General features: G+C 59.6%; 16 protein-coding genes. 10 read left to right on the top strand and 6 right to left on the bottom strand.

The window, feature by feature from the left end; all coding sequences use genetic code 11:
- Window positions 1-1877: efflux RND transporter permease subunit (locus tag F4Y00_11440; GenBank protein MYE05567.1), on the top strand; the 1877-nt coding region annotated here is incomplete at its 5' end.
- A 43-nt stretch (window positions 1878-1920) separates the two neighbouring features.
- Here F4Y00_11440 and F4Y00_11435 read toward each other — a convergent pair.
- Window positions 1921-2973, bottom strand: a complete 1053-nt coding sequence (locus F4Y00_11435) for a methyltransferase domain-containing protein (protein ID MYE05566.1) — start codon at window positions 2971-2973, stop codon at window positions 1921-1923.
- Window positions 2974-3226: 253 nt separating this feature from the next.
- Between F4Y00_11435 and F4Y00_11430 the strand changes: the two genes are divergently transcribed.
- The 3 genes from F4Y00_11430 (at window position 3227) to F4Y00_11420 (ending at window position 4917) form a co-directional block, all read left to right on the top strand.
- Entirely contained in the window at window positions 3227-4024 is a 798-nt protein-coding gene (locus tag F4Y00_11430; GenBank protein ID MYE05565.1) for a tetratricopeptide repeat protein, read from the top strand.
- Between the two features lie 210 nt (window positions 4025-4234).
- On the top strand, window positions 4235-4654 hold the full coding sequence (locus F4Y00_11425) for a hypothetical protein (GenBank protein ID MYE05564.1): 420 nt from the start codon (window positions 4235-4237) through the stop codon (window positions 4652-4654).
- 65 nt (window positions 4655-4719) lie between these two features.
- Window positions 4720-4917 carry a helix-turn-helix transcriptional regulator gene (locus F4Y00_11420; protein MYE05563.1) on the top strand — a complete coding sequence of 66 codons (198 nt, stop codon included), beginning with the start codon at window positions 4720-4722 and terminating at the stop codon, window positions 4915-4917.
- A gap of 115 nt (window positions 4918-5032) precedes the next feature.
- On the opposite strand, the gene murQ is transcribed toward F4Y00_11420, so the two are convergent.
- The gene (murQ, locus tag F4Y00_11415; GenBank protein MYE05562.1) at window positions 5033-5962 is read right to left on the bottom strand and encodes an N-acetylmuramic acid 6-phosphate etherase; all 930 of its coding nucleotides are present in this window, start codon (window positions 5960-5962) and stop codon (window positions 5033-5035) included.
- 27 nt (window positions 5963-5989) lie between these two features.
- On the opposite strand from murQ, the gene F4Y00_11410 reads away from it, so the two are divergent.
- Complete coding sequence (locus F4Y00_11410; protein ID MYE05561.1) at window positions 5990-7255, top strand: DNA replication/repair protein RecF; 1266 nt, start codon at window positions 5990-5992, stop codon at window positions 7253-7255.
- Between the two features lie 122 nt (window positions 7256-7377).
- Here F4Y00_11410 and F4Y00_11405 read toward each other — a convergent pair whose 3' ends face one another.
- Entirely contained in the window at window positions 7378-7854 is a 477-nt protein-coding gene (locus F4Y00_11405; protein ID MYE05560.1) for a MaoC family dehydratase, read from the bottom strand.
- A gap of 178 nt (window positions 7855-8032) precedes the next feature.
- Between F4Y00_11405 and F4Y00_11400 the strand changes: the two genes are divergently transcribed.
- The 4 genes from F4Y00_11400 (at window position 8033) to F4Y00_11385 (ending at window position 13813) form a co-directional block, all read left to right on the top strand.
- The gene (locus F4Y00_11400) at window positions 8033-9385 is read left to right on the top strand and encodes a glycosyltransferase family 4 protein (protein ID MYE05559.1); all 1353 of its coding nucleotides are present in this window, start codon (window positions 8033-8035) and stop codon (window positions 9383-9385) included.
- 2 nt (window positions 9386-9387) lie between these two features.
- Window positions 9388-10407: a hypothetical protein gene (locus tag F4Y00_11395; GenBank protein MYE05558.1), complete on the top strand. Its 1020-nt coding sequence runs from the start codon at window positions 9388-9390 to the stop codon at window positions 10405-10407.
- A gap of 179 nt (window positions 10408-10586) precedes the next feature.
- Entirely contained in the window at window positions 10587-11291 is a 705-nt protein-coding gene (locus F4Y00_11390) for a DUF3047 domain-containing protein (GenBank protein MYE05557.1), read from the top strand.
- Window positions 11288-13813: an MMPL family transporter gene (locus F4Y00_11385; protein ID MYE05556.1), complete on the top strand. Its 2526-nt coding sequence runs from the start codon at window positions 11288-11290 to the stop codon at window positions 13811-13813. The genes F4Y00_11390 and F4Y00_11385 overlap by 4 nt, the downstream gene beginning before the upstream one ends.
- Window positions 13814-13827: 14 nt before the next feature.
- Here the strand turns inward: F4Y00_11385 and F4Y00_11380 are convergent, their stop codons facing one another.
- The 3 genes from F4Y00_11380 to uvrA form a co-directional block, all read right to left on the bottom strand.
- Complete coding sequence (locus tag F4Y00_11380; protein MYE05555.1) at window positions 13828-14925, bottom strand: glycosyltransferase family 4 protein; 1098 nt, start codon at window positions 14923-14925, stop codon at window positions 13828-13830.
- A gap of 87 nt (window positions 14926-15012) precedes the next feature.
- On the bottom strand, window positions 15013-16287 hold the full coding sequence (locus tag F4Y00_11375; GenBank protein ID MYE05554.1) for a glycosyltransferase family 1 protein: 1275 nt from the start codon (window positions 16285-16287) through the stop codon (window positions 15013-15015).
- Window positions 16288-16384: 97 nt separating this feature from the next.
- Window positions 16385-19273 (bottom strand): excinuclease ABC subunit UvrA, encoded by a 2889-nt coding sequence (gene uvrA, locus F4Y00_11370; GenBank protein MYE05553.1) that lies wholly within the window; start codon window positions 19271-19273, stop codon window positions 16385-16387.
- A 276-nt stretch (window positions 19274-19549) separates the two neighbouring features.
- On the opposite strand from uvrA, the gene F4Y00_11365 reads away from it, so the two are divergent.
- Window positions 19550-20863, top strand: coding sequence for a T9SS type A sorting domain-containing protein (locus tag F4Y00_11365; protein MYE05552.1), 1314 nt, complete (start codon window positions 19550-19552; stop codon window positions 20861-20863).
- The last annotated feature ends 40 nt before the right edge of the window (window positions 20864-20903 follow it).

The raw sequence follows: 20903 nt of genomic DNA, 5'->3' as shown, positions 1-20903 counted from the left end.
TCTTCGCGGTGCTGACGACGATCGTGGCGTTCCTTCCGCTGCTCTTCATACCCGCGGGGTTCGGAGAGGTGTGGAAGGCGCTGCCGATCGTCGCCATCGCCACGCTGCTCTTTTCGCTGGTCGAATCGCTGCTCGTGCTGCCCAACCATCTATCCCATCATCTGCACGGCCCGGATTGGGCGCCCGGTACGGGCATTGAACGATTCGTCGCCCGGATCCAGACTCGGGTCGATTCCGGGTTGCACCGCTTTGTCCAGGGGCCGCTGGATCGCGGAATCCAGTTCGCGACGGACTGCCCCGGGGTGACGGTTTCGGGGGCCGTGGCGCTGCTCGTCCTGAGCGTTTCCCTGCTTCCGGCCGGCATCGTTCCGACCACCTTCGCAACCAAGGTCGAAGGCGACTTCGCGATCGCCACCCTCGAGATGCCGGACGGAACGACCGCGCCGCAGACGTACGCAGTGGCGCAACATCTGGAAGCGGCCGGTCGCCGGGCCGTGGAGCGGCTTTCCGAAAGCCGGCCCGCCGACGCGCCTCCGTTGTTGTCCGGCGTTACGGTCGTCGTCGGTCAGCGGTCGCGGCTCGAAACCGGAGGTCTCAACCCCTCGCCCACCCTGAACCCGGAAGCCAATGTCGCCACCATCGAGTTCAAGCTCCTGAGCGCGCAGGAGCGGCGCATCACTTCGGGAGACGTCGTGCAGGCGTGGCGCGAGGAGGTGGGGGACCTGCCGCAGGCGCGCGCGGTCACCTTCATCAGCGAGATCTACACCCTGGGCAACCCGGTCGAGGCTGCGCTCTCCCATCCAGACCCGGAACGCCTGATCGCGATCGCAGATTCCACCGTCGCCGACCTCGGCGGAGTCGGAGGCGTCTTCGACATACGCTCGGACCACACCCCCGGTATCCCGGAAGTTCAGGTGGGACTGCTTCCCGAAGCGCGCACCCTCGGCCTCACGCTTGATGATCTTGCCTGGCAGACGCGAGCGGCCTTCTTTGGCGTCGAGGCCGTGCGGGTGCAGCGGGGACGTGACGAGGTGCGGGTTTACGTGCGGCTACCCGAGGAGCAGCGGAACGCAATTACCGACGTCGAGAGTTACCGGTTCCGCACACCAACCGGCGCCGACGTGCCGGTCAGCCGGGTGGCCGCGCTGAGTTCGGGGATGTCGCCGCCGTCCATCCGGCGCCAGGACGGCCGGCGCATTGTCACGGTTACCGCTGATGTCGATCCGAGTGTAGTTTCCGCCGCGACCGCCAATGACATTCTGGAGAACACCATCCTGGCGGGGCTCATCGCCGAGAACCCGGAACTGATGTACACCTTCGGAGGGGAACAGCAGCAGCAACTCGACTCGCTGGGGGGTCTCTATCGCGGATTCGTGATCGCGCTGCTCCTGATCTTCGCGCTGCTGGCCATTCCCCTGCGCTCCTATACCAAGCCGTTCATCGTCATGGCCATCATCCCGTTCGGGTTCATCGGCGTGATCCTGGGTCACTGGATGCTGGGGGTTGCCGTCAGCGCGGAGTCCTTCGTCGGGATCTTCGGGCTCGCCGGCGTGGTCGTCAACGACTCCCTGGTGATGATCGATTTCACCGACCAGAAGCTTCGGGACGGAATCCCGGTGCGAACCGCGATCATCGAGGGCGCGAAGGGACGTTTTCGCCCGATCATGCTGACTTCGCTGACGACCTTCCTGGGCTTCACCCCCCTGATTCTCGAGGACGCGATTCAGGCGCAGTTCTTTGTTCCCTTCTCCGCCTCGATCGGCTGCGGCATCCTCTTCACCACGGTGCTCATCATGTTTCTGGTGCCCGCGCTTTCCTCGATCCATCTGCGCCTCACGTCGGCCCGGCGAGAACTGGCCGCCGAAGGTTCCGTTTGACGGCCGTTCGAGCCGAAAGCCTCCAGGCGTCTCGGGGCCGCTGCTAACCCGAAAGAGGCCGGCGCGCCACGAAACAGTAGAGCGGCGTGAAGATCCCGGCGCTGCCCCCGGCAACATAGGCGTTTGCGGTCCGATCCAATAGTCCAACGACCTCCGCCGAGCCCTTCGGGAACACACCGAGAAATTCCGCCATCCTGGATCCCCACCTCACCGCCTTGCGGCCTATCGGAATCCGGCGGAAAGTGTTGCCGAGCAGTCCGCGCCGGGTCTCCATAGGTTGATACCACGGCGTGACCGGACCGTGCTGGTCGCCGGCGAGGTCCGCACCCTCCATGACTTCGAATCCCACGGTTTCGAGCGCCCTATTCACCTCCCCAAACGTCGCGATTTCCTTGAGCGCGATGCCGTGCATGAGCTCCCGCTTGATGGCGTGATGCCGATCGTCACCGGGATCGAACATGTCGGTCATGCACATTTCCTGGCCCCAGAGGAGAGCTCCGGGTTTCAGGACCCGGTAGATTTCGGCGAACGCGCCGACCTTGTCGGCCGCATGGCAGGTCGATTCGATCGCGTAGCCACGGTCGAAGGTCTTGTCCGCGATAGTGTTCATGTCCATGAAGCTGGACACCAGGCAGTCGGTCATGTCATCAAGCCCCGCAGCGGCGTTCAGCCGGTTGGCGTTGTTGCACTGGACTTCACTGCTGTTGATCCCGACAACCCTGACGCCGGCCTCGCGGGCGACGCGGCGCATCGGACCGCCGATCCCGCAGCCGATGTCAACTACCGTCATGCCCGGGCGCAGTTGGAGCTTGGAGATCATGAGTCGCTGGTGCCGGATCTTGGAGTCCTCCAGGCTCTCGTCAGGCAACAGCGGCGCGAAGTGCAGGGATTCTCCCCAACCCAGGACCATGAACTCGCTACAAAGGTCGTAGTACTCCTTGACGGTCCGCGTGTGGTCGTAGCCCGCTTCGGAATCCTCTTGGGATGCCCTGTCGGTCCATCCTTCGAAGTCCTGCACGCGGCGGGCGACGATCGACCCGTCGAAAGCGGCCTTCAGCGCATTGGATAGTTCGCGGAGTTGTCTGGCGGGCCTCATAGCGGGTTCTCCGGAAATTATAACCTTAAGTGTATCTCCGATTCTGGGGTTCGGGGGGATATTCCACCTTTTTACCCAATAGGATTCGGCGTGTTGCCTCGGCAATGGTTAGCCCGCCATATCGCGGATTCGCCGAAATCGTACGTTCCGCTTCCTTGACGGTCTTCGGGATTTTTGGCTTTTTAGGCATTGGTTAGGGAACTATATAATTCCCATATTAAGCCGTATCACCTTTTCATGGCGCAAAAAGAGCATGCGAAATTCGATCACCATTATTGTATTTGCGGCGCTTGTTGCATGGTGCGTACCCGTTCAGGCACAGTCAACCAGGCAGTTATTGCTCGAAGGCAAGGAGATGCTGGCAGATGGAGCCAATCATGACGATCAGGACAAACTCCTGAAGGTCCGTGCGCTTTTCGAGCAGGCCATCGATGACGACAGTCTGGCCATATTCGCCCATTACTATGCTGCGTCGGCGGCAAGCGAATTGGCCAACATTCTGCATGCACTGGATGGCTCGAACCGCAATCGCGAAATCCTGGAATACGTCAACTACGCCATCGACCATCTTGAGGCCGCGACCGATCGGGACGAAACTTTTGCCGAAGGCTGGTTAATGCTTTCCGCCGCATACGGCCAGAAGATGACGGTGCGCCCCTTGCAAGCCGTAACCCTGGGACGCAAGTTCAACAGGGCTATGTCCAGGGCCCGGGAACTCGCACCCGATAATCCGAGGGTTGTGTTATTGAGGGCTATCACTGCCTATAATCTCCCGCGCATTGTGGGAGGGAACAAGGACCGCGCACTCGAGGGGCTGTACAGAGCGGCTCGCCTCTTCGAGGAAGAAGTGGTGGAAGACCCTGTGTTGCCGTCATGGGGTCACGAGGATACGTATGCGCGGCTCGGGATTGTCTTTATGGACCGGGGCAATCTGGAGGAGGCCCGGACGGCCCTCGAGCGGGCGCTTGAGATAAACCCCGAGTTCGGATGGGTGAAGCACTCGCTGCTCCCGTCCCTCGAAGAGATGGAGACCGCTTCGGTCGCAAATTAGTCCGGACGGGCAGATGCCAGGGGTGAGTTGATTCTGTAAGGCAGCTTGCGGGGCAGCGGTCACAGGATCAAGGGAGAGGAGTTTCGGTCTTTAATCCATCGCGCAAGCCTGTAAATTATTATTCCGATACTGCTTGACAAATCAGGATATGTATAGTATTTTTTACACTGTGTCAGCTATATTAGTCATTACATCGAATTGGGAGACTCCATGGATACGTCCTTCGAGGAGAAAAGCGTCTGGATTCAACTCGCCAGTCTCGTCGTCGGCTTAGGCGGCTACCTGGTTGTCGCCGGCCTCATGCTGTCGAACGGTGTCAGTGCCTTGCCGCCCTTCGTGCCGATCTTCGCCGTGGCGATCGTCCTCATCGTGGCCGTCAATATCGCAGGACATGTCGTCGCGGCGATCACCAGCCGGTCAGACGAGGCCGACGAGCGCGATCGGCTCATCGGCTGGCGTGCAGAGAGCGGGTCGTCGTGGATTCTGGGCATCGGAGTCATTGGCGCGATCATGGCGCTGATCCTGTCGGTCGGCGGCGTCTGGGTGGCGCACCTGCTCCTCATCTCGCTGTTCGGTTCAGAGGTGGCGAAGGACGTGTTGCAAATCGTCTATTACCGCCGGGGGATCTGAACGTGGCTCAGTCGGGGACGAGCATCCGTAATCAGATCCGGACCCTGCGGTTCCACCACGGCGAGATGACGCAGCAGCAACTCGCCGACCAGGTCGGTGTCACCAGGCAGACGGTCAATGCGATCGAGGGTGGCAAGTACTCGCCGTCGCTTGAGGTCGCGTTCCGGATCGCCCATGTGTTCGGTAAGCCGCTCGAAGAAGTGTTTCAGTTCGTTGCCGCGTCCGGGCGACGGGGACGAACTCGTGAGGCCGCAGGAAGTTGACGCGGCATTTGACAGCGGAATGTCAAGCCCATAACTCATTATTCCGTATATTAGTCATAAGTTTTTTAAAAACAGTAACTTATAAAAAATAATTTCCATTGTTTCACGTGAAACATCATCCCAATTCTCCAATCGCGGCCCGCACAAATCCCCCTGCTTTCTCAAGCCGACCGGCCGCCTCCTCCGCATCCACCCCGGCAAGGTGCATGACCAGCGCCGTCTTTACATGCCCCCCGGCGCGATCCAGTAATTCCGCGGCTTCGGCATAAGACACACTTGTCACCGTCATTACGGTGCGTTTGGATCGCTCGACCAGCTTCGCGTTGGTCATTTGCAGATCCACCATCATATTCTCGTATACTTTGCCGAGGCGAATCATCGAGGCGGTCGTGAGCATATTGAGCACCAGTTTCTGCGCCGTTCCGGATTTCATGCGCGTCGAACCCATGATTACTTCGGGGCCGACCACCGGGCAGATAGCCACATCCACCTCCAGATTGAAGTGCTGGCGCGGATTGCAGGTAACGTAGATTGTTTTACAGCCGATGGAGCGGGCATGCCGGATCGCGCCCACCACAAAAGGGGTTCGCCGGCTCGCCGCGATTCCGCATACGACATCGGGCGGATGCACGCCGGCTTCGATCAATGCGTCCACGCCGTTGGACTCGAGGTCCTCGGCGCCTTCCTGCGAACGAAAAACCGCCGCAGGCCCCCCCGCAATGATGCCCTGCACCATCTCGGGATCGCTCCCGAAAGTAGGCGGACATTCCGAAGCATCCACGATCCCAAGGCGCCCGCTCGTTCCTGCACCTGCATAAAACAGCCGTCCGCCCTGCTTGAAGGCATCCACAATCAGCTCGACGGCCTCTGCGATGTACGGAATTTCCGTGCACACGGCTTCGGGGACCTTGCGATCCTCTGTATGGATGATCTCCAGGATTTCGGGCACGGATGCCAGATCGATGTTCCGGGACTTGGGATTGCGCTGCTCCGTGGCCAAGTGCTCGAGTTCCGAGAAAAGGGGAGGCGGTTCGGTTTGTGGCATACGATCCGGTTGGAATTACAGAAGTTGGTGACCGAGGCCCCTCTTTGGGGCGCAGATCCGTCGAGTGCGGCGCCCCCGAACGAAATCGTCGCAGCCGACGTACATATGCTGCGATGTTATGAGCAGGCCATGTATCTCAAGTCGATTCGCCTTACGGATTTCCGCGTGCACGAGCGTACCGAATGTACGTTTGCCCCATCGGTGAATCTCCTGTATGGCCCCAATGGGGCGGGGAAGACGAATGTGCTGGATGCAATTCATTATGCCTGCCTGTCAAAGGGCTTCGTCACATCGGGCGACCGGTATATTGTACGGCGCGGCGCGAAACATACCGAAGTGGAAGGCTTGTTCGTGAGCGATGGCGGCCGGGAACGGCGTGTCCGCATGGCGTATGTACCGGGAGAGGGGAAGCGGATGTTCATGAACGGGGTTGCACAGGAACGGGTGTCCTCCATGGTAGGGCAATTGCCGGTGGTCGCGTGCGCTCCGCAGGATTATGCCCTGACCTCCGGGGGGCCTGATAACCGCCGCCGTTTCGTGGATAATCTTCTTTGTCAGGCTACCCCGTTGTATCTCGACGGCCTGCTCAGGTTTCGGCGGGTGCTGAAGCAGCGCAACCGCTACCTCGCCGGCATGAAAGAAGGCGGGTCCATGGATAATACGCCGGCCATACTTTCTTCCTGGGACGAACAACTGGTAACATTCGGAAGCCGGATTGTGCAGGCCCGGCAGGGCTTTACGGATGCGTTTGCAGACTATCTGCATCAGGCCTACGAGGCCATCGAGTCCGTGGCGGAAAAGCCGACCATGGAGTACCATGCCAATCTGCGTCTTTCCGCGGCGGCGCCTCTTGAAACAATCCAGGCAGCCTACCGGGACAAACTGGCCGCTGTCTTCGAGGACGAATGCCGCCGGGGAACCACGCTCGCCGGGCCGCATCTCGACGATCTGGCGTTTCGTCTGGATGATATGCTGGTCCGCCGGTACGCTTCGCAAGGGCAGCACCGCACGTTCGGCATGGCCCTGAAACTGGCCATGTACGCTTTTTTGCAGGAGCGCACCGGGGAGCGCCCTATCCTGCTCCTCGACGACGTATTTGAACACCTCGATGCTTCCCGGTCGAAAGCCTTTCTCGATCTGCTTCAATCCGACCGTATCGGACAAACGATCATTTCCGCTACGGATCGGCGACCTTTCGATGGGCTTGTTCCTTTCGACGAGGGGCAACACCGGGCCCTTTTCGTTGAGGACGGTCAGGTTCGCCCGCTGGCCTCTGCTGAATCAGGCGCGTAGTCGCCGCCGTCGAACCGTCGAAAGATATGCGCCTCCAATGTTTCACGTGAAACATTGGAGCATTCACATGTTTAATCCGTATCGAATTTTTACATAAATCCTTTATTATCAGGTACTTATACCTAATTTTCCGCGTGCGCCATTTCTTCCTGGTCCACGTCGGAGGCTGCACCATTTTCCCTTGCGTTGTCCTCAGAGGGAGGAACAATGGTAGCCTCACCCCCCACGGCCAGACGCCCTTCATAGTAGACGTATACCCGGCTTCTGACATGTTTCCGCTTTTCGATCTTTTCGCTGATCTTGATCTCGACCGTGATTTCAGATCCTACGGGCACGGGGCGCAGAAAGCGGCAGGAAATGGAGGCGGCAATGCAACCGTGGCCCGGGAAATCCCGCCCAAGCACTTTGGAGATGATGCCCAGCAGCAGGATACCGTGTACGATCGGCCGCTCGAATTGCGTCGTGGCGGCGTATTCGGGGTCTACATGGATCGGATTGTCGTCCCCGGTCAGGTCCGCGAACGTCTGCACATCTTCCTTGGATAGAAAGCGCGTGGTTGAAAAGGAATCGCCTATGTTTATCTTCTCGTATGTATTCATTCGTCAGGCCGTGTATGGCGGGCGTTTGTCGAACGCGTTTATTGCATAGATATCTGTAATAAACGAACCTCCGGCGAGAATCGAAAGCCGACCCTTTCCTGCAGATACTCCCGCAATACGAAACTTCCTCAAAAAATCCTTATTTTTCGACGCGCTTTGTACGGGCTTTTAGCCTGGCATGCTCCCTGATCGCCGACGATCTGTGCCTTCATCTCCCCAAAGAGTTCTTCTACTGGCGCCTTACTTCCTGCCCCGCCGCCGTGTAGGGTCCATGCGCCCGTTCCGGTTTGCCATTCATCTGCGTGAATTCGGCTGGGAGCCGACGATTCTGACTATTGCATCTCCAGGGGCGAAACTCACCGGCAAAGAGGCGCATCTTCTAAAGGACGTTCGCGTGCTGAGCATTGCATCGCCCATAGACCGTACGTTCCGGTCCGAGAGCCAGTTGGGAGCGCCGTCGGGAAAAGGGGGCAGATCCCGCCAGAGAGCGCCGGCTTCATGGATTGCCGCACTGGACCGGCAGTTTCCCGTAGATACCTGGCTTCCTCTTTTTGCCGCAAAATTCGGGAAGATGCTGCGGCAAGCGGCCGAAGTCGATCCGCAGGTCGTCTGGGCCACCGGCGATCCCTGGTCCGGCCTGGTGGCAGGGCAGTGGTTGAGCAGGCGGCTCGGCGTCCCGTACATCGCGGATTTTCGCGATCCCTGGACGCTGTCCGAGGTGCGCACCAGGGAAAAATGGGCCTGGGTCAAACGCATTGACAGAAATGCGGAACGCCGGGTGGTAGCAGGGGCGGATGTACTCATGTTTCAAACGCGGCAGGTAGCCGATGCATACCAGGAATGCTATGCCCGCCTTGATCCTGCGATGGTCGTCATTGGAAACAGTTTCGATCCGGATGTTTTCGACGATCCCATTGCTATAGAGGGCGATATCCATCGGCAAGATGTTCTTCCGGCCTACTCGTCCATGTTGCGCATCGGCTTTTTCGGACGTTTTCGCGCCATGTCGCCCGCTGCGCCCATCATGGATGCGCTGGCCGAACTTCAGAAGCAGCAAGTCTCTCTCGCCGAGCGTGTTTGCGTACATTCTTTCGGGCCGCTCTCGGAGACCGACGCTGCGCGGGCCCGTGCTCACGGGCTGGAAGGGCGGTTTGTATGCGAGGATGCCGTTCCACTCGAACGGGCGCTTTCCACGCTTCGCCGGTTCGATCTTTTGCTTGTAAGCACCGATATGCGCCGACGCCATATCATTCCCGCAAAAATCTTCGAGTATCTTGCGGTGGGGCGCCCCATTCTCTCGCTCTCCCCGAATCCGGAAGTGGGGGAAATGCTCCGGCGCACCGGGACCGGGATACAGCTTCAGGATAAGGCAGCGGTAGCGCGTCTTTTGACGGATTGCATCCATGCTCGTGAACTCGGGCAGCGGCTGCCCATCCCGTTCGATCCGCAACCGAGAGAAATCATGCGGCACGATGCGCGAGCGACCACGCGCGAATTTGTTCGCACGCTTGATGCCCTCGCGGGCCGGTAGCCATGAAACTTCCTCCCATTTCGGAACGCTGGCGGGCGTTTGCCGCCACAGACGCCGGCAAACGGCTGGTACGTGTTCTGCGAGGCGTTTTCCTCGTGGCGATTGTCGGCGTGCTGATTTACCAGATCTGGAAAATCGGGTGGGATCGTCTGCTTCATGCGCTTCCGTCCGAGCCGACATTCTATGTATTGCTGCTTGCCATGTATTTTCTGCTTCCGGTTACGGAGGCCATGATTTACGGGCGGATCTGGTCGATGCCTTCCTGGCAATGCATCGCTGTGATGATTCGCAAACGGGTGCTGAACATGGATGTACTCGGCTACTCCGGCGAAGTGTACCTGTTCATGTGGGCGAAGGACCGTGTGCAGCGTGCGCGCAAGGCTGTAATGGGCGTCATCAAGGATAACCTGATCGTTTCCTCGGTCTCCTCTTTGCTTTCCGCGTCGCTTCTTATAGGAAGTGTACTCCTTTCCGGTCATCTTGCCCTCGGCGAAGTCGTCGAAATACCCGGTCCGCTGTATGTCGGCCTTGGCGCCCTGGTCGCTGTGTTCATCGGCGTGCTCGTATACCGCTTTCGGCACGAGATTTTTTCGCTTTCCCGCCGTACGCTGGCCATTCTGACCGCTGCGCATGTGTCCCGTTTTCTGGTGGGGTACGTGCTGCAGGTAGCGGCCTGGTGGGTGGTTCTTCCTGACGTTCCGTTCGAAACATGGGCTATCCTGCTCGTGGTCTTTGTCGTAATCAACAGAATCCCGTTCGTGCCCTCGAGCGATCTTGTATTTGTGAGCGCGGGGGCAAGCATTACCCCGTTCCTCGACGCGCCGGTGGCGGAGGTGGTCGGCATGTTGCTGGTCCGCAGCGCCGTGGATCGCCTTCTCAGCCTGTGTTTCTTTGTGTCGAGCGTCTGGTGGGAGCGCCGCCATGGGATGCCCTCGGCGCCCTCACCGGATGCTGCCATTCTCTCGGATTGGTCAGGGAAAGACGAGATCGAAACAGATCGCTCCGGGACCGATCTGTCATAAAAAATCATTAATATGTAAAAAGCGTTCTATTCAGGAACACTTTTTGCCTAATTAAGACATTTCGCAATCCCCCGCGTTATCCCTACAGGTATCCTTTCCCCGGATATTGCCGTAAAGCACAGGAGGGACGGCCGGATATTCGGGGCGGGCATCCTACAGTATAACATGCTGCGACAGGTATGAGTACGCTTTTTCCCATAGTTGGTCTGTTGCTGGTCTTTGGGGAGCCGTCGTCATGCACAGCGCCCCCCGACACGACCGTCATACTGGAGAACTTCGAAGCGGGGGTTGAGGGCGGCGTGCCTGCCGCATGGCGCTTCTTTTCCCGCTCGAAACGCCGCTTTGAAGCGCCGGACCGGTTTATGAACGACGCGGGAAGGTTCTCTGTGATGCGGGAAGACGGCAATCGTTTTCTCCGCGCCTATACGGCGGGTACGGCACGGCGCGTCTCGTTGCCGGCCGAGGCCTTCCACTGGGAACTGCCGGAGTTGCCGTACCTGCGATGGGCGTGGCGCGCCCACCGTTTGCCCGAGGGCGCCCGCGAGGATCGGGTCAACGACTCCGGCGCAGCCGTCTATGTATCGTTTTCGAAAACCGACTGGCTCGGGCGTCCGCTCAGCATAAAGTACGTGTACAGCACCGGGTTGCCCCGGGAAACTATGGTTTCGACGGGCAACGTGAAGATCATCGTGGTTTCCAGCGGGCTTGAGGAAACGGGCGAATGGGTGCAGGTCACGCGCAATGTGGTGAAGGATTACCGGAATATATTCGGCACAGCACCGCCGAACGCCCCGACGGCGATCACGCTATGGAGCGATTCGGACAATACGGACTCCGTGGCGGAGGTTGATTTCGACAACATTATGCTCACGAACCTCCCATGAGTCGTTTCCCCCACGCGTTGCGCGTTTTCATCCGGTTGGTGGTTCGGCAGGCCTGGGCGGTGGTGCTTCTTGCTCTGGTCGTTTCCGTAGCGGGCTTCTGGTTCGCCCGGCAACTTCGCATCGACACGGATTTTTCCAACCTTGTTCCGCGTGATTATCCGAGTGTGCAGGCGCTGGAAGCGCTGCGCGAAACCGTGGGAAGCGAGGCAACCGTGGACGTGGCGATCGTGAGCCCGTCGTTTGAGGCCAACAAGGCGTTCGCCGAGCAGTTGATCCCGCGTGCGCTGGCCCTTGCGCCGGGGCCGCAGGCCGAACCGTATCTGCATCGGGTCGATTTCGAGAAGGACACGGCGTTTCTGGAGCAAAACGCCCTGTATTTCGCGACGTATGCGGAACTGGACAGTCTGGAATCGTACCTCCGCGACGAAATTCGCGATGCGAGACTGGAGGCCAATCCGTTTTTCTTCGATCTGGACGACGAAGAGGACGAATCCGAGGACGAGGCGGCATACGATCCGGAGCGGGACCTCGAGGAAGTGTACGATCATATTGTCGGAAAGCGCTATCCGGTCAACGAGGACAGTACGATCATGGCGCTCCGGTTCTATCCGAGCGGATCGCAGACCGACATAGGATTCATCGAGACGCTGTATGACGACCTGGATACGCTGATTGCGGAATTGACCCCGACCGCCTATCATCCGGAAATGCAGGTAGTGCCGGCAGGACGGCTTCTGCGCCAACTCGTGGAAGTGCGGGCGATTTCCGACGATGTGCTCAATTCCTTTGCAGCGGGCGTGACGGCCGTCTTGCTGCTGGTGGTGGGGTATTTTTTCTACAAGGGATATACGGCCCGCGCAGGTCATCGATTTTCCCGGCGTGTACTGGTTGCGCAGTTGGTGCGCATTCCGGCGCTTGCCTGCCTGATCGGGATACCCCTCCTTATGAGCCTTTCCTGGACACTGGGCGTGGCCTGGTTTGCCTTCGGGATGCTCAATATGATGACGTCGACGCTTGGGCTTGTGCTGTTCGGTCTCGGGATCGACTACGGCATACATTTTTATGCCCGCTATACGGAAGAGCGCAGCCTGGGCCGTACGGTAGCCGATGCGGCGGAAAGCACGTTCACCAGTACGGGAAAGGCTATCGCAGTGGGTGCTTTTACCACGGCCGCCGCGCTGTATGTGTTGACCGGCGCGGATTTCCGCGGGTTCAGCGAATTCGGTTTCATTGCGGGTACGGGCATTCTTTTTGCCGTGGGGGCCATGACGGTCGTAATGCCGGCGCTGCTGGTCCTTTTCGAGCGCTATCGCCTGCTCAATTTCGAGGCGGGCGCCGGGGTGCAGGCGCCCGTGCAGGGATACGGGAGAATTCCCGGTTCCCGGGGGCTGGTGCTGGGAAGCATAGGGCTGGTTATCGCCGCGCTCGCGTTTCTTCCGAGGGTGGGTTTTCAGTACGATTTCGGCGCGCTCGATCCCGTGTATGAAGCCTACGACGCCAAAAGAAATCTCATCGGCGAAGTATATCCATCAAGAGGCCGCAACCCGGCTTATGTACTTGTGGACGATCCGTCCGAAGCGCCCGCCGTCGAGGAGGCTATCGAACGGCATGCGCGGTCGGATACGCTGTCGCCCACAATCGATCGGGCGGAAACGCTTCAGGAAAGGTTTCCCATGGCCGATGAGGAACAGCAGCACAAGCTGGCTCGCATTGCCCAAATCCGTGCGCTGCTTGCCGACCCGTTCCTGCAGGCTGACACGGACGAAGGGCTTGCGCGCGTCGAGCGTGCAGCGGGGACGGTCCAGCCGCTTGCGATCGAGCAACTTCCCGAGAGTATTCGCAACCGGTTCGTGTCCAAAACCGGCGAATTGGGGGGATTTGTCGTGATATACCCTTCGGTGGGACTTTCCGACGGACGGGCCTCAATGAAATTTGCCGACGATGTGGGAAAGATCGTTACGGAAGACGGGAGCACATACTACGCGGGTTCTCCATCCATTGTCGCCGCGGATATGCTGCGGCTGATGCGCAGCGATGCGCCCTGGATGATGGCAGGCGCCCTGATTATGGTGATCCTGCTCATGTGGATCAACTTCCGTGCAGCGCGGTGGGTCGCGCTGGCTACGGCGCCGCTCGTGGTGGGGGTGTTATGGATGATTCTTGTCATAGAAATCATCGGCCTCCAGCTCAATTTCTATAACATGATCGTACTTCCCGCCATTCTGGGTATCGGCAACGATGCGGGCGTGCATCTGGTCCATCGCTACCGGGAGGAAGGACCCGGTTCCATCCGGCGCGTGCTCCGTTATACGGGCGAGCATATCGCCATGGGGTCCTTCACGACCATGATCGGTTTTTCAGGATTGCTGCTGAGTTTTCACCCGGGTTTGCGCTCGATCGGCGAGTTGGCCGTGGTGGGCATCGGGGCAACGCTGCTTGCAGCGATTCTCTTTCTGCCTGCGGCATTGCAATGGCTGGAAGACCGCCGTACTCCCGCTGTGGTCGATACGGGTGCGTCGTAGCTGCGCCGCCGCTTTCATGCGGGAGCGCGCCGCCGGATGGAGCAGGCCTCCAGGACGCGCAGGTACTTTTCCGCCGCTGCATTCCATCCGAAGTGTTCCAGCACATGGCTTACCGTACGCCGGCCGGCCTTTTCAAGCATTTCCGGTTCACGGCGATACGCCAGAATGGCCTCGGAAAAGCCCTCGGCATCCCCGGAGCGGACAAGCCGTCCGTTTTTTCCGTCTTCAATGACATCGGCAATGCCTTCAATGTCGGCGGCGACGGTAGGCAGCCCGCACAACCCCGCCTCCAGCATCACTACGCCGAACCCTTCCATGTCTCCGGGAACGGGTACATTCGGCATGATGAACAGATCGGCAGCGCGATACATGCCTTCCAACTCCTCGTGGGACAGGCGCCCGAGGAGTCGCACGCGATGGGCCACCCCGGACCGTTCGGCGGTGCGCAGAATGCGTTCGGCTTCCGGACCTTCCCCGGCCAGCCAGTAATGCACATCTTCAGGGAGCCGGGGCAGAACCTGTTCAACGAACCATGCGAACCCTTTCCGTTTTACCTGACGGCCCGCACTGCACAGGAGCAGGACGCGTTCGGAGTTGTTCCCGGCAGCGCCTTCCGGTGGTCCAAACCGCTCGAACAGCATAGTGCGCGCAGTAGCCCGGGACCAATCCGCTGCGAAGCGGTCCGGCGACACGCCGTTCCGCACGACATGGAGTTTTTCTTGCGCCAGCCCGCGTTCGAGGCAGGCTGCTCCGGTGGCGCGGCTGACCGGGAATACGGCGTCAAGGGCAGCGAATATGCGCGGCACCAGAAACTGGTACGGGGGCGAGAGCAGGGTGGCGTCCCGGCCATGCACGATAGCTCCCGAGGCCACGCCGTGCTTGCGAAGCGTTCTTTGTAACAGAGGGGTGAGCGATGCCGTCACCATCGAGGAAAAGAGCACGGCGTCCATTTTCCCCCGCTTCGCCGCTGCCGCGATTCTGAACAGGCTCGATCCGAGAAACAGACCCGTCCGGACGTGCGTCCAGCGCCAGGAAGTACGCAGGATGACAGGCTCGACCCGTGCATTGCATTCGAGCAATGCGTTGTACAGATCCGTCGCGACGCGTTGCATGCCGCCGATGTTCGCGAGCGGGCGGTTCCTCGGAGGAAAGGAATGGGAAATGTACAGGATGCGCACAGGCGGCTACGGAATACAGCCTCAGGGCACCCGAATGGCCTGGGTGGTGGGCGCCTCGAGTCCGTTGCCGGCATAGCCGTCGCCCGCATAGCCGTCGCCGATCCACGGCGTCTGCGGATACAGAATTTCATCGTAATAGCGCACCATGCGGGCCATGACCGTATTCCAGTCATATTGGCGTGCGCAGTCCCAGGCCGCGGCGCCCATGCGGCGGCGTTCGGGCTCATGCCGGACCAGATGCTGCACGGCCTGCACAAAGGCGCGGGTGTCGCCGGGAGCGGCCAGCAGGCCGGTTTTGCCATGTTCCACAAGGGTGCGGCTTCCCGTGGCGTCGGCGCACACCGTCGGCAGTCCGGAAGCCATGGCTTCGAGCGTAACGTTGCCGAAAGTTTCCGTATCGCTGGGGAAGAGAAAAACCTCCGAGGAGGCGTATGCCCGGGCGAGTTGCTCGTTTTCAAGCCGCCCGGTAAAGATGGTATGAGGGAACCGGCTGCGGAGTTCGTCCAGCACGGGCCCGTCTCCCACGATCATGCTCCGGTGCTTTATGCCGCGCTGCTGCAGGTTTTGCACGACGTCCATAAAGATGTGCACGCCCTTCTCCCGGACGACTCGCCCGATGAAGCTGACAAGCACCTCGTCGTCTTTCACGCCGATCGAGCGGCGCCATTCCGTGTCGTAGTGCGCCGGATTGAAGCGATGCGTGTCGACGCCGCGCATCCAGAGGCGTATTCCCTTGTTGATACCCCGGGAGTCCAGTTCCTCGGCCATGGACTGCGAGGGTACGTACACATGCCGGCACTGATCGTAAAAGTGCTGGAGGTATTTCCATGACGGGTCCTCCAGCCGACCGAAACCGTAGTACTTGAGATACGAAGAGAAGTGCGTATGGTAGGAGGCGACCGCAGGAATGCCTTCTCTTCCGGCGAAGCGCAGGGCCTGATACCCCAGCAGGTCGGGTGTGGCGATGTGGAACAGATGGGGCCGGAATGTCCGAAGCAGGGAGCGGGCGTTCGATGTGAGTCCCAGCGAAAGACGGTATTCGGCTCGTTGCGGCACCGGCACCGAGGGAACAGGGGCCAGAATGCCGGCATGATCCACGGGCGGGTCGGCGATGGTCGGCGCAAAGATCAGCACCTCCGTATCGTGTGCTTCGAGGTAGGACACCAGCCGGTTCAACGTGAGCGATACGCCGTCGGCAATGTGGTTGTACGCGCCCGTAAAGAGCGCCACCCGGCGCAGGGCCGGCGGCCCTACCCGGATACGTTCCCGGTGTATCGTATACGTTTCGTACTGCATGGAGCCTGTGTAGCGGAGATGGTCTGGAGAAGGCGTTGATCCCCGAAATTTTCCGCTGACATAGATAAGCCGCAGGAAAACCCCGAAAAGTAACGCGCTACGGTAGCATCTCTTTCAAAAATTTTCCAGTGTGGCTGTCCGGTATGGCGGCAATTTCTTCGGGCGTTCCTTCCGCTACCACGAATCCGCCGCGTCTCCCGCCTTCCGGGCCGAGATCGATTACCCGATCCGCGCACTTTATCACATCCATATTGTGTTCGATGAGAATGACGGAATGGCCTTCTTCGACGAGCGCGTTCAATGCCGCCACAAGTTTTCGAATGTCGTCGAAATGCAGGCCCGTGGTAGGTTCGTCCAGCATGTACAGCACGCGGTCCCGGGAGGGCTTTCCGAGGAAGGAGGCCAGTTTCAGCCGCTGCGATTCGCCTCCTGACAGGGTGTTGGAAGGCTGTCCCAGCGTCAGGTATCCAAGGCCGATATTCTGCAGCACCCGCAGCTTGCCCATAATAGGAGCATGATCCGCAAAGAAGTCGCTTGCCTCGTCGATGGTCATCCGGAGGATATCGGCCACATGTTTGCCCCGGTACCGGATTTCGAGGGTTTCCTTTTTGTACCGGCTTCCGCGGCACGCCTGGCATTCGAGATACAGGTCCGCAAGGAATTGCATTTCGACCTTCACGATGCCCTCGCCCTGGCAGGTTTCGCACCGACCGCCGGGCACGTTGAACGAAAAATAGCCGGGCCGCAATCCCTGCATGCGTGCCTGGTGCGTGCCGGCCAGGATTTCCCGCACATGATCGAACACTTTCGTGTAAGTGGCCGGATTGGAGCGGGGGGACTTCCCGATAGGGCTCTGATCGACCATTTCGATGCGGTCGACGAGCTGGTGACCGCGGATGATGTCATGGGCGCCCACGCCGCCCTCGACCCGGTAGCCTTTGAGGCGCATCAGGCCGTTGTACAGCGTCTGGTGCACCAGCGTCGATTTGCCGGACCCGCTTACTCCGGTCACGCAGGTGATCATATCCAGAGGAAACTGCACGTCCAGACGCTTCAGGTTGTGCTGCCGGGCATGTTCCACGTACAGGGCGTTTTCGTCGTAGACCGGCCTGCGCGTGGCGGGTACGGGAATCTGTTCCCGTCCGCCCAGATAGGCTCCGGTCAACGAGCGCGGGTCGCGCAGCAGTTCATCGTAGCTTCCCTGGAAGATTACTTCCCCGCCGAGCCGGCCGGCGCCGGGGCCAAGGTCGACAATCTGATCCGCCCGTTTCATCATGGCCGCTTCATGCTCCACGACCAGCACGGTATTCCCGATGTCGCGCAGGTTTTCGAGGATGCGTATCAGCCGGTCGTTATCCCGGGGGTGCAGTCCGATGGAGGGCTCGTCGAGTACATAGAGCGATCCGACCAGCGACGATCCGAGCGAGGTCGAAAGATGAATGCGCTGGCTTTCGCCGCCTGAAAGCGTCTGCGAGAGGCGGTCCAGCGACAGATAGTCGAGCCCCACCTCGACGAGGTACGTCAGCCGCTTGCGAATCTCTTCCAGCACGCGGCCGGCGATCTTTTCTTCGTGATCGGAGAGCGTCAGATCCCTGAAGAAGTCGCGGGCGTCCTTCGTCGTCAGTTCGCATATTTCGCCGATATGCAGTTCCCCGACTTTCACGTACTGCGCCTCCCGGCGCACGCGGTAACTATCGCATTCCGGGCACGGCATGTAGCCCCTGAACCGGGCGTGGAATATCCGGTAATGCATCTTGTACTTCTTCCGCTCCAGAAATTCGAAGAAGCCCCGGATGCCGATGTAGTTATCTGCCCCGTTCCAGGCGAGGTCGCGCACCTCCTCCGGCAGTTCGCGCCAGGGCGTATCGATATCGATGCGGCGTTCCGCGGCGACCCGGACAAGATCCCGGAAATACCGGCTCCAGCGTTCCGTGCGGAACGGGGCGATGGCGCCCTGCCGGATCGAAAGGTTGCGATCAGGAATGATGAGGTCTTCGTCCAGGCCCGTGATTCGGCCGAACCCCTGACAGGCGGGGCACGCGCCCAACGGGCTGTTGAACGAGAACAGGAGCGGCGACGGTTCTTCGAAGCGCATCCCGTCGCGTTCGAAGAATTCGCTGAAGTGCAGTGTCTCGCCCCCGTGCATATGCACGATGCAGCGGCCCGCGCTCTCCCGGAACGCCTGCTCCGCCGAATCCGAGATGCGCGAAAGGTTGTCCTCGTCTCCATGACGGACGGCCAGACGATCTACCAGCACGAGCAGGCGCTTGCGGGGATATTTGGCGGCTTTTTCGGGGGTTTCCTCGTTCAGGTCGAGAATGCGTTCCTCGTTGCCGGTGCTTTTTCCTTTCCCGGAAGGGAGAAGCAGCAACCGGAAAAATCCCCGCTGCCGCAGCGTGCCCAGTTCCTTTTCGAGAGAGGTCTTTTTGTGATCGGGGATGGGAAAGCACACGTAGAATCGCGTTCGGTCTTCTGCGATGGCGTGCACCCGCTCGGCCACGGACCGGGGAGCGTCCCGGGTGACTTCTTCGCCGCTCACAGGCGAGATCGTGCGGCCGATGCGTGCAAAAAGGAGCCGGAGATGATCGTAGATTTCCGTTTGCGTAGCGATCGTCGAGCGAGGATTTTTCGACGTCGTTTTCTGCTCGATGGCGATGGCCGGCGCCAGCCCGGTGATCAGATCGACATCCGGCTTGTCCATGCGTTCGAGGAACTGCCGGGCGTAGGCGCTCAGGCTTTCGACGTAGCGCCGCTGTCCCTCTGCGTAGATCGTGTCGAAAGCAAGCGAGGATTTCCCCGAGCCGGACGGCCCGGTGAAGACGATGATCCTGTTGCGCGGCAACTCCAGGTCGATCCCCTTCAGATTGTGTTGCCGGGCGCCGCGAATGACGATGGGCCGCCGGGAAGAGCGCACCGAGCGGGATGCAGCACCGCGGAGCGCGCCGGGTTGCGCCTTCGCAGGGATCGGGTTCCGGGTAGTCGCCATGCGTGCAGATGCGGGCCGCGTGCATGCGCAAGGCGTCAAGCGAGCCGTTGCACGCGCCGCAAGGAATTCCGAAGCGGTGAACAGGGAAAACGACAAACCTGATTCAACGCATACGGTGCAGATAGGATGCAGGCCGGCGCGAAGATAAATACGTGAAGGCGTTCCTAAAATAAAATGGCGTTAAAAGTCTTGACGCAGTAGAACATGATCTCAATTCTTTGGTATGTTGGGCGCGAAAAATTTTGCCGTGGTTTCTCTTAATCATCTCGGAAGTACATGATTTCTGTTAAAAAATTCGTAATCATCACAAGAAAGAAACTAATAATCAGAAAATTCCTTATCCCCTCCACAGCCGCCGGGAGCTTCCGCGCTATGACAGGGCTGCTCACGCTCGCCGCCTTGCCCCTGTGTTCTGCGTCAGGCCCGGGCGGCCTTGCACAGGCCCAGATGTTCGTGAGCAATGCCGGACAGCCTGCCGGCGACAGCGGTATTCCTTTTTATTACGATCATGCCCAGGCATTTACGACAGGCAGCGACAGCGATGGCTATACGCTGGGGAGTGTCGACATTTATTTTTCCAAAGCATTCTCAAACCCAACGTACAGTGTTGGCATCTGGACCAGCGGCCAGGGCGGCAGACCCAGCATACCTGTGGGCTCCCTGTCGTTACCGGAAACGCTGGTAGTGGGTGCCAATAGATTCACAACCAGCGGAATCGATCTCGATGCGGAAACAACCTATCTGGTAGTGGTGGATGTTGACAACGATAGCTTTGATACAATCCATTATACAGCCTCGGGCAATGAAGACACTGGCGGGACATCGGGGTGGAGCATTGAGAACAGTTTGTACAAGGAGAGAGGCCGAGGCTGGGAGATCGGGCTCAACTTCATGAGAATCCGGATCAATGGGCCTATCCCGCCTTCAACCGCTACTCCGACTGCTCCCACTAATCCCGTTACTCCCACCTCGGATTTTCTGACATATAATTATCCTAACAATTTCGATACCCGTGTGCAGGGTGATGTTGTTAATGTGCAGTGGAGTGCGCCTCCTCATCCGGACAAGGTAGACTCGTTGGAGTACAAGGTTCAGGAGGGATGGTATACGAGCAGCGCTTTTGATCTCGGCGATGTGGTTATCCCGTGGACGCGCATCGACAGGAATGCCACGAGCATAGACATTGACATTCACGCGCTAACATCGGGCGAGAAGCACATCTTCTTCATACGCTCGGTGTCTGGAGAACGGGTTACCAGTGCTACCCGGACCAATCTCCCCGTGGTCCATTACAGTTCGGTGTCCACCGAAAATTCGGAGATACCCGAAGAGGTCTCCCTCGGACAGAACTATCCGAACCCGTTCAATCCGGAGACGACCATACGGTATGCGTTGCCGTGGGCCGGCAACGTGCGCCTTGCGGTCTACGACCTGCTCGGTCACGAAGTGGCGGTGCTTGTCGACGAATCGAAGCCTGCAGGCCATCATACAACGCGCTTCGATGCGGGCGATCTGCCCAGCGGCGCATACGTCTACCGGTTGCAGGCGCAGGGCAGGATCATGGGCCAAGTTATGATGCTGGTCAAGTGAATCGACGAAAAAAATTCGCGTTACTTCCGAAAGTCGACCT

The organism is Bacteroidetes bacterium SB0662_bin_6 (assembly GCA_009839485.1).
Classification (GTDB): domain Bacteria; phylum Bacteroidota; class Rhodothermia; order Rhodothermales; family VXPQ01; genus VXPQ01.
The sequence above is the reverse complement of the archived record's forward strand: the minus strand, read 5'-3'. Positions and strand labels throughout refer to the sequence as shown.

Bases quoted from the DNA above. Each gene is read 5' to 3' on its own strand.
- F4Y00_11390 (MYE05557.1), top strand. From the start codon at position 10,587: ATGAGTACGCTTTTTCCCATAGTTGGTCTGTTGCTGGTCTTTGGGGAG.
- F4Y00_11435 (MYE05566.1), bottom strand. From the start codon at position 2,973: ATGAGGCCCGCCAGACAACTCCGCGAACTATCCAATGCGCTGAAGGCC.
- F4Y00_11375 (MYE05554.1), bottom strand. From the start codon at position 16,287: ATGCAGTACGAAACGTATACGATACACCGGGAACGTATCCGGGTAGGG.
- F4Y00_11420 (MYE05563.1), top strand. From the start codon at position 4,720: ATGACGCAGCAGCAACTCGCCGACCAGGTCGGTGTCACCAGGCAGACG.
- F4Y00_11365 (MYE05552.1), top strand. From the start codon at position 19,550: ATGATTTCTGTTAAAAAATTCGTAATCATCACAAGAAAGAAACTAATA.
- F4Y00_11385 (MYE05556.1), top strand. From the start codon at position 11,288: ATGAGTCGTTTCCCCCACGCGTTGCGCGTTTTCATCCGGTTGGTGGTT.
- F4Y00_11425 (MYE05564.1), top strand. From the start codon at position 4,235: ATGGATACGTCCTTCGAGGAGAAAAGCGTCTGGATTCAACTCGCCAGT.
- uvrA (MYE05553.1), bottom strand. From the start codon at position 19,273: ATGGCGACTACCCGGAACCCGATCCCTGCGAAGGCGCAACCCGGCGCG.
- F4Y00_11430 (MYE05565.1), top strand. From the start codon at position 3,227: ATGCGAAATTCGATCACCATTATTGTATTTGCGGCGCTTGTTGCATGG.
- F4Y00_11400 (MYE05559.1), top strand. From the start codon at position 8,033: ATGCTCCCTGATCGCCGACGATCTGTGCCTTCATCTCCCCAAAGAGTT.
- murQ (MYE05562.1), bottom strand. From the start codon at position 5,962: ATGCCACAAACCGAACCGCCTCCCCTTTTCTCGGAACTCGAGCACTTG.
- F4Y00_11395 (MYE05558.1), top strand. From the start codon at position 9,388: ATGAAACTTCCTCCCATTTCGGAACGCTGGCGGGCGTTTGCCGCCACA.
- F4Y00_11380 (MYE05555.1), bottom strand. From the start codon at position 14,925: ATGCAACGCGTCGCGACGGATCTGTACAACGCATTGCTCGAATGCAAT.
- F4Y00_11405 (MYE05560.1), bottom strand. From the start codon at position 7,854: ATGAATACATACGAGAAGATAAACATAGGCGATTCCTTTTCAACCACG.